The following is an 8,516-nucleotide window of genomic DNA, read 5'->3' on the forward strand; positions in this document are numbered from 1 at the left end:
ATGTATTTTCTGCAGATATTAAATCAGTTAAATTAATGTGATTTAGATTGAAGCAGAAAAAAAGGACAAAGAAAACAACCTGTAAATTCTTTTATAGGTTTGAAACGAAATTTTTAAAGAAAGAAGATGAGCATATGCCTGAAAATGATACAAAACAAATTACGGATATTCCATTCTCGGTCCTGGATCTCTCTCCAATTACAGATGGAAGTACGCCGGCTGATTCTTTTCGCAATACTTTGGAGCTGGCCCGGCTCGCTGAAAAGCTGGGGTATAACCGATATTGGCTCGCTGAGCATCATAATATGCCATTTATCGCTAGCTCTGCAACATCGGTAGTCATTTCCCATGTTGCAGCAGGTACATCAAAAATCCGGGTAGGTTCAGGCGGCATTATGTTGCCGAATCATGCACCTCTTGTTATTGCTGAGCAATTTGGTACTCTGGAATCATTATATCCAGGACGAATTGATCTTGGCTTGGGCCGTGCACCAGGCACTGATCAGCTTACTGCACGTGCATTAAGACGTGACTTGAGAAGTTCAGGAGAAGATTTCCCTGAGCAGCTGGCTGAGCTCCGGAATTACTTTGACCCTTCCCTGGCACAAGGATATAGTCATGTTAAAGCAATTCCGGGTGAGGGATTAAACATACCTATTTGGCTGTTAGGCTCGAGCGGATACAGTGCCCAGCTGGCAGGAGAGCTTGGACTGCCGTTTGCATTTGCGAGCCATTTCTCGCCGCATAACACACTGCCGGCTATCCAGCTGTACCGCCGTTCGTTTAAGCCTTCTAAAGTATTGGACAAGCCTCATGCAATGGTAGGGCTAAACATCATTGCGGCCGATACAGATCAAGAAGCGGAGCGGCTCGCTACAACATTGCAGCAGCAGTTCTTGAATTTGATGCGGGGGAAGGAAGTCCCATTGCAGCCGCCAGTGGATAATATTAATGATATAGCGAGCGACTATGAAATAGCTGCCCTTGAGAATCAATTAGGAACTTCGATTGTCGGCAGTCCTCAAATCGTAAAAGAAAAGCTGGAAAAGGTTCTGGATGAAAGTCAAGCCGATGAAATTATGGCAATCGCCCAGGTTTACGATCATAAGGCCCGCCTCCATTCCTATGAAATATTGGCAGAAATTAATCAGCTAAAATAGGTCAAAACTGGCATCACCATAGAAGAAACGTTGCAATTAGTGGACAAGTTAGCAGACCAGGACCTGGATTATCTCCATATTTCTGTCGGCTGCTTTTGGAACGGATCAACAATCAGACATCCCGAGTTGTTATGATCCATGAGCGTGTCGGCGATCGTGTTCCTGTGATGGGTGTTGGGATGCTGCGGACACCCGATGAAGTGATGAAAGCATTTGAAATACTTTAATCGCTTTAGGGAGGGAATTGATAATGGAACCTCAGTGGGTACAAAAGTACAAGCCGGTGAAGAAGACAAAATCCGTACATCATTATCTAAAAAAGATTAAAAAGAACTGGCTATTTCTAGTAAAATGTGGGAGTACTATACTGGCATCCCTGGCTAGCTTCCTATTGTATAAGGAGTTCACTTATCTCATTCCATCTCTGCTTCCTTGAATTGTTCAACAAAAAATGGAATCGTGATGATAATTGTCCTTGCTCAGCAAGTATAAGAATATACCTTATACTAAACAAGACGGTACATTTTAAAGGGAAACCATCTTAGTGGTTTCCCTCCTTTATTGAGTATTAGAGCAGAAAATCAGCCATAGTTTATTTGTTTATGACTAGATGTTATTGTTAATATGTAATCAACAATAGACGCCCATAGAAAGGATTGGATCTAAAGTGAACCTGGGATTAAAAGATAAAACGGCAGTCGTGACAGGCGGCAGTAAAGGTATTGCAAAAGCAATTGCCGTCGCGTTTGCCAAGGAAGGCACCAACCAATGCTGTAATTTGTGGCCGTGGTGAAGAAGCAGCAGCAGAAAGTGAAAAGCTGGGAGGCAATAGGTTTTAATATGGAGAATGGGTGAATCTTTCGATTCCAAGCTATCAAAGGCTTTATCCTGCATTTTGGAAACGAGGATAAACAGGCCGAGATTCGATATTATAGGCGATGATTTCTCCATTAAACAGGTCAAGAATAGTCGATAAGTTAAGTCTTTCCCCAGCTAGATGGAATTCCGTGACGTCTGTCACCCATTTTTCATTGGACTTTGCCGCCTTGAAATCACTTGCTAGAATGTTGGTCGCAACCTTGCCGATTTTCCCTTTGTACGAACGGTATTTATTCATGCGAACCAATGACTTCAATCCTAGTTCATTCATCAATCGGAGAACTATTTTATGATTGATGTGAGCACCTCGATGTTGTCTAACAATTGGGGTGCAGTTAAGTATCATGGTGCTCTTTGAAGTGGAAATTCTACAGTTCATCATTTACTTCAGAAAATATATATACTTTTTCCCTTTAAGAAATAGTGTTAACTATACTGATGATTTTTAATTATCAGATCCTTTGTGAAATAAGGAATTAAAAACGGCAGAACTTATAATTTTCCCAATAAACACAATGAAATCAAGAAAGGACATCCTGGTTTTTCATTATCCATTGTTATTAGATAAACTTTCATTTTTAGTATTCCGCCCGAGCTTTCTATAAATTGTGCTTCTATGAATGCCAAGTTTTTTTGCAGCGGCTGTAACATTGCCATTTGCCTCATTAAGTACCATAAGAATCATATGCAATTCTTGCTGCTTTAAAGAGGTTGGATAATTCACTGATTCTTCTTGGGATGAGGAAGGATTAGTAAGTATTAATGGCTGTTCTTTATTATTCAATTTTTGATGTGTATGATCTGTCGCTGAATAATTTATTATCCTTTTAGTTAGTCCGATTTCTTTTGGGAAATCACTGTTTGTGATTACATTGCCATTTGCCTTTATGGCCACTTTGTAGGCAAAATTCCTTAATTCACGTACATTCCCAGGCCATTCATACTGCTCTAAGACAAACATGTCTTGGTCGTCTATTTTAAGTGGTGGTCTCCTAATTTCTGCACAGGTTTTTGTCAAAAAATGATTTAATAATAAGGGGACATCCCCTGTTCTTTCGCGCAGTGGGGGGACTTGCAAGGAAAGGATATTAAGTCTGTAGTAAAGGTCTTTACGAAAAGTGCCTTCCTCGCAGGCTTTTTTTAAATTACAATTTGTTGCCGCAATTACCCGTACATTTAATTTTATCGGTTCTCTTCCACCCATTCGTACAATTTCTCTTTCTTCAAGCACGCGCAAAAACATGGCCTGTAAATCTAGTGGCATCTCGCCAACTTCATCTAAAAAAATTGTTCCTCCTTCAGCCTGCTGGAATTTTCCGGCACGGCCACCTTTTATACTTCCTGTGAAAGTGCCTTCCTCATAACCGAATAATTCGCTTGCTGCGAGTTCTTTTGGAATTGCCCCGCAATTAACAGCTACAAAAGCAGCTTCAGATCGATGACTATAAGCGTGTATGGATTGGGCGAATAACTCTTTGCCAGTACCGCTCTCTCCCTCAATTAAAACGGGTAAATCCAGATTGGCCATTGTATGCGCCTCATCGATAACAGATTGGAATTCCGGAGATTTCCCAATCATATTTGTGAAGGAGTACTTTGTACTAAATCCCGTTTTATTTAAAGGTTTGACTTTTGAAATCGCATGTATCATAAAACCGATAGGGAATCCTTGATGATATAAAGGGACTGACTCAAAAATCCAGCCGTCTTTCATGCCTTCTGTGCCACTGCAAACTGATAATGAATTTATTAATCGGTTATTGTAATCAATCCAACCTTTGTCATACCATGGGGTGGAGGCTTTAATGACTTGATGTCCACGATCGAGCACAGCCACTATTTTACTGGGGTTTTTACGAGTTGTTTCAATATAATGTTCAAGTAGCAAAAAGTGCTCAAATTTGAGCTGGCTTTGGAGCTTTTCTTCGATTGTTTGAGTGATAGAAACAACAGCGGATAGAGAGAGGGGATGTACCACGTCCCAAATACCGGTTAAGTTGACCGCTCCAAGAACCTTTTGTGTTGCAGGATCTTTAATCGGCGAGGCTGAGCATACCCAATTGTGAACAGGTTGGCAGAAATGTTCTCCCGCGAAGACTTGCATGGGTACTCCTGTAGCCAAAGAAGTGCCCATAGCATTTGTCCCTACATAGCTCTCTGACCATGAAGTCCCTGCTGCAAAATTTATATTTTCGGCTTTCTTTTTGAGAGAGGCATCTCCATCTAGATATAATAATTCTCCTTTATGATTACAAATCACAATTAAGTGACCTGAATCTATTGCTGATTCTTTAAGTTTTGGTAGAAGGGATTCTGAAATAGAAAAGAACGTGTGGGTTGTTTGATATTCTTGTATTTCATCTTGTGACAGAACGAGTGGGGCTCTCCCTTTGGTGGGGTGTACTCCATGACGAATAGAGCGCTCCCAAGATTGATAAGTTAAGGATCTCACTTCAGATACTAAATTTTGGCCTGATATAAAATTCTCCCAGGCTCTTTCGATTCTATCCTTTTCAGTCTTCGGTGAAGAGAAAATATCCAACGAAATATATGGGTTCTTCATACCGGTACCTTCCTTTTAATGTAAGTGCGTGCCATGTTTCTGAAATCACCCTGACCTTTCAGTAAACGCTTACAATATTTTTAAGTGATTGATAATAAAAAGTTCTCCATCACGTTGGTAATATAGTTACACATATTATATACCAATTATCTAAATTATCAATCTTGTTATTCTCCACTATGCTTTCCCACTCTCAAATATAATCTACATTCTTAATCAAACTTATAAGTTAGGTGTGTCGCACTTTGCTTAATTACGATCGTCACTTTTAGATACAGTGTCGCTTAATGCACCATATATCATTAGAAAAAAATACAGAACTTTCAATATTTTTATTTAAATCTATAGTTATCATTCCAAATTTCCAATTATATAGAACCTGATAAATATCGGAATAGAGGCAGTTTTGCTTGTATTAAAGAAACATTTAATAATTTTTGATAGTAAAGAAGGAAGTTTTGGCACAGTATTTGCAATGAAGTAAAGAGAAAGGCAAAACTTGAAGGGGTGATAATGTTGTATAAAACGAAAAGCGGGGAAGAAATTTTTGTTATTGATTCTCATGTGGCAATTTGGGATGGAAGCAAGGAAAACCAGCTAAACATACATGGTGAACAGTTTATTAGTTGTTTCTATGATTATCATAAGAACTTGAGTCCTGAAGAATATTTTTGGCCAAGGGAAAAATTCGAGAAATATGGCTCTGAAACGTTGGTACAGGATGTCATTGTAAAAGGATATGCTGATATGGCTATTTTTCAACCGGTATATCTTAAGGAGTTTTACAAAAACGGGTTTGGAGATTTTGATGTGAATGATGCCCTTTCAAAAAAATATCCAAATCGTTTTATATGTAATGGGACGCTTGATCCTCGACATGGTGAGCGCGGGTTAGAAAATCTAGAAGCGATGAAATTGAAATACGGTTGGCAAGGTATAAAACTTTATACAGCTGATTGGTATGGCGATTCTAAAGGGTATAAGCTGTCTGATCCGTGGTCTCAGCGTTATCTGCAAAAATGCCTTGATCTGGGAATAAAAAATATTCATATCCATAAAGGTCCAACGGTCACACCGCTTAATCGCGACGCTTTTGATGTAGCTGACGTTGATGATGCTGCAAGTACTTTTCCAGAACTGAATTTTATCGTAGAGCATGTTGGGTTGCCTAGACTGGAAGATTTTTGTTGGATTGCAACACAAGAGAAAAATGTATACGGGGGATTAGCTGTAGCCATATCACTTATCCATCAACGTCCTCGTTATTTTGCAGAAATCATAAGTGAGTTATTGTACTGGCTGGATGAGGATCGCATCCTTTTCGGGAGTGATTATGGAATATGGGAACCAAAATGGCTTATCGAAAAATTCGTAGATTTTGAGCTTCCTGAAGATATCCAACAGGAAACAGGCGTAACTTTTGATTTGAATGTAAAAAAGAAAATTTTAGGCGGTAATGCAGCCAGACTCTATAATATTGATATCGAGGCTCAAAAAGCGAAGTTACAAAAGTGCGAACTAGCTTCACATATAATGGTTTAATCTCAATCAATAGACCAGTTGAGTCGTGTTAAAGTTTTGTATCAATCATTGAAAAAGAGAGGTGCATCGAACTTTATGAACAAAGAAAAACAGGTTTATAGCATGCTAGATAAAGTTTATGATCCAGAATTAGACCAGCCTTTAACTGAATTAGGATTTATCGATCACACGGTAATAAAAGAAAACGATGTCGAAGTAGTTTTTCGATTACCAACTTACTGGTGTTCACCTAACTTCGCATATATCATGGCCGAAGATATACTGAAGTTTGTGGCTGAAATAGACTGGGTAAATGAAGTTAAAGTAACTTTATTAGATCACTGTGCTTCGGATGAAATCAACCAAGGAGCAACTTCAGGTAAATCCTTTAGCGAATCCTTTAGTAGTTTATCTGATGGAGATCTTGATGAATTACGTAAGACTTTCCAGATAAAAGCTTTCTATGCAAGGCAAGAGAAACTTATAAGATATTTACTTCAAAATGGGATGTCAAAGAAAGAAATCCTCAATTTATCTATCCAAGAGCTATATGAACTGCCTTTATCTGTAGAAGGGAAGTTACTTAGGGGAAAATACCTGGAAAAGAAAAAAACGTCGAATTACTTAAATCAATTAGCCATAACCACTCCTGAAGATAAAGAGATAACTGAAGAAGGGTTTGCTGATTATCTGCGAGGTGCTAAAGGGTCACGAATGAATATGGAGTTTAATGCTCATTATTGTCGCGGTTTATTAGAGGCTCGATATAATTTGCCTTCCGCTGATGAAAGTACATTGACGAAAATATAATTTTAAGTATGCTTAGGAATTTTAAAAAAATTCAGAAAAGGAATGTGATGAAAAATGAGTAAAAACGTTCTTATTATAACTGGTGACGCTGTAGAGGCATTGGAAGTATTTTATCCATATTATAGATGTATCGAAGAAAATATTAATTGCACAATTGCCTCACCTGTGAAAAAAAGTCTCCAGACAGTTGTTCATGATTTTTTGCCTGAAATGGAAACGTTTACAGAGAAATGGGGATATAAAATTGAATCTCATGCCTCGGTTGAAGAGATTGAACCTACTGATTATGACGCACTTATTATTCCTGGGGGCCGTGCTCCTGAATATATTCGTATGAATAAAAAAGTACAAGATATAACCGCCCATTTTTTAAAAGAAAATAAACCACTTGGAGTTATCTGTCACGGACAACTGGTATTAACAACGATAAGAGAATATATAAAGGGCAGGGAGATGACAGCTTATAACGCATGTAGACCCGAAATAGAAGCTGCAGGAGCTACATACGTGGAAGAAATGCTTCATGTTGATGGCAATATCGTGTCAGGGCATGCTTGGCCAGATCTCCCAGGTTTTATGAAAGAATTCTTTAAATTGCTAAATGTTAAAAAAGAAGCTTCTGTTTAAATAAGTCAAAAGGACTGAAACATTCCCTCCTTATTTTCAAGCTAATATGGGTGATATTACTAATATTGAGAAAAAAGGGTTGCCACTGGCAATCCTTTTTAAATTGGACAATATTTATGGCTGAATTTATTAAAACGGCTTCCACTTTATTGAACATAATCCCTCGTTCAAATGACATGCATGTTCGTTGATCTATATCAAAGAGTAATTAACCAGAATGGCTGTTTGTTGGCTTATGTATGGGTAGGAAATATCACATATCCAGAAATGGTCCTGAAAATGGATTGGGTCGCACGACTTATTTATATAACGATTTAACTATGTCGTATGAATTCTATAAAGTGAGATAGGTTGCGAAAAATAAAGGGATTGGCATTTCGCAGAGGTCGGCGACCTCAGAGACTATCAACACCCTCTCCAAATCGTAAAATTAGCAGGTTTAAATTTAAAAGAAACGATCTGGAAAGCACAAGGGGCAGAGACAAGATTACCAACAGGGTACAGCTAATGGAAAACGTATTCAAGCTCTGGCGGGCGTCAAGAACCATGCTGTTGTTCAATCCGATTGTCATCTTGAAAAATCGGTTCAAGGCATTATCGCAGCGTTTGGCAGCAGCTGAATGCTCGAGCAGATGAAATCTATCAATCTGTCTGTTGACATGGCTGCTCAAATAAAATTAAAATTTCTTCAAAGTTTGTTACTGTTTCTTCAGAAAGCTTTTTTCCAGAGTCTACGTTTTCTCATACAATTTGAATATTATTAACGGTCTCGTTTGCTTCATTTTGGTTGATTGAAACAAGCTTATGGATATTATTTGCAGATTGTTGGTTTGATCGGCTAATTTTCTAACCTCTTCTGCAACAACTGCGAATCCTTTTCCATCCTCCCCGGCTCTAGCAGCCTCAATTGCAGCGTTTAATGCAAGTAAATTCGTCTGACCTGAAATATCAGTAAT

Annotated in this window: 6 protein-coding genes and 2 pseudogenes; 5 read left to right on the forward strand and 3 right to left on the reverse strand. The window is 38.5% G+C overall.

The features are described from left to right. Positions 1 to 134: 134 nt before the first annotated feature. Complete coding sequence (locus tag ADA55_RS26555; RefSeq protein WP_048689586.1) at positions 135 to 1,160, forward strand: LLM class flavin-dependent oxidoreductase; 1,026 nt, start codon at positions 135 to 137, stop codon at positions 1,158 to 1,160. A gap of 840 nt (positions 1,161 to 2,000) precedes the next feature. Here ADA55_RS26555 and ADA55_RS26565 read toward each other — a convergent pair. Together ADA55_RS26565 and ADA55_RS26570 are read right to left on the reverse strand one after the other, a co-directional pair. Continuing rightward, a pseudogene (locus tag ADA55_RS26565) lies at positions 2,001 to 2,346 on the reverse strand (DDE-type integrase/transposase/recombinase); the annotation flags it as partial. A gap of 240 nt (positions 2,347 to 2,586) precedes the next feature. Then, a complete protein-coding gene (locus ADA55_RS26570; protein ID WP_048689570.1) occupies positions 2,587 to 4,602 on the reverse strand; it encodes a sigma-54-dependent Fis family transcriptional regulator in 2,016 nt (671 codons plus the stop codon). A 516-nt stretch (positions 4,603 to 5,118) separates the two neighbouring features. On the opposite strand from ADA55_RS26570, the gene ADA55_RS26575 reads away from it, so the two are divergent. From ADA55_RS26575 to ADA55_RS31125, 4 genes are all read left to right on the forward strand, one after another. Next, positions 5,119 to 6,144, forward strand: a complete 1,026-nt coding sequence (locus ADA55_RS26575) for an amidohydrolase family protein (RefSeq protein ID WP_048689574.1) — start codon at positions 5,119 to 5,121, stop codon at positions 6,142 to 6,144. A 75-nt stretch (positions 6,145 to 6,219) separates the two neighbouring features. Then, entirely contained in the window at positions 6,220 to 6,933 is a 714-nt protein-coding gene (locus ADA55_RS26580) for an iron-sulfur cluster assembly protein (RefSeq protein WP_048689578.1), read from the forward strand. A gap of 54 nt (positions 6,934 to 6,987) precedes the next feature. Beyond that, on the forward strand, positions 6,988 to 7,560 hold the full coding sequence (locus tag ADA55_RS26585) for a DJ-1/PfpI family protein (RefSeq protein ID WP_048689580.1): 573 nt from the start codon (positions 6,988 to 6,990) through the stop codon (positions 7,558 to 7,560). Positions 7,561 to 8,067: 507 nt separating this feature from the next. Continuing rightward, positions 8,068 to 8,196 carry a hypothetical protein gene (locus tag ADA55_RS31125; RefSeq protein WP_260089150.1) on the forward strand — a complete coding sequence of 43 codons (129 nt, stop codon included), beginning with the start codon at positions 8,068 to 8,070 and terminating at the stop codon, positions 8,194 to 8,196. A gap of 190 nt (positions 8,197 to 8,386) precedes the next feature. Here the strand turns inward: ADA55_RS31125 and ADA55_RS30870 are convergent. Next, positions 8,387 to 8,516 (reverse strand): annotated as a pseudogene (locus ADA55_RS30870) (methyl-accepting chemotaxis protein); the annotation flags it as partial.

The sequence above is a fragment of the Bacillus sp. 220_BSPC genome (genome assembly GCF_001054655.1).
GTDB lineage: Bacteria > Bacillota > Bacilli > Bacillales > DSM-1321 > Peribacillus > Peribacillus frigoritolerans.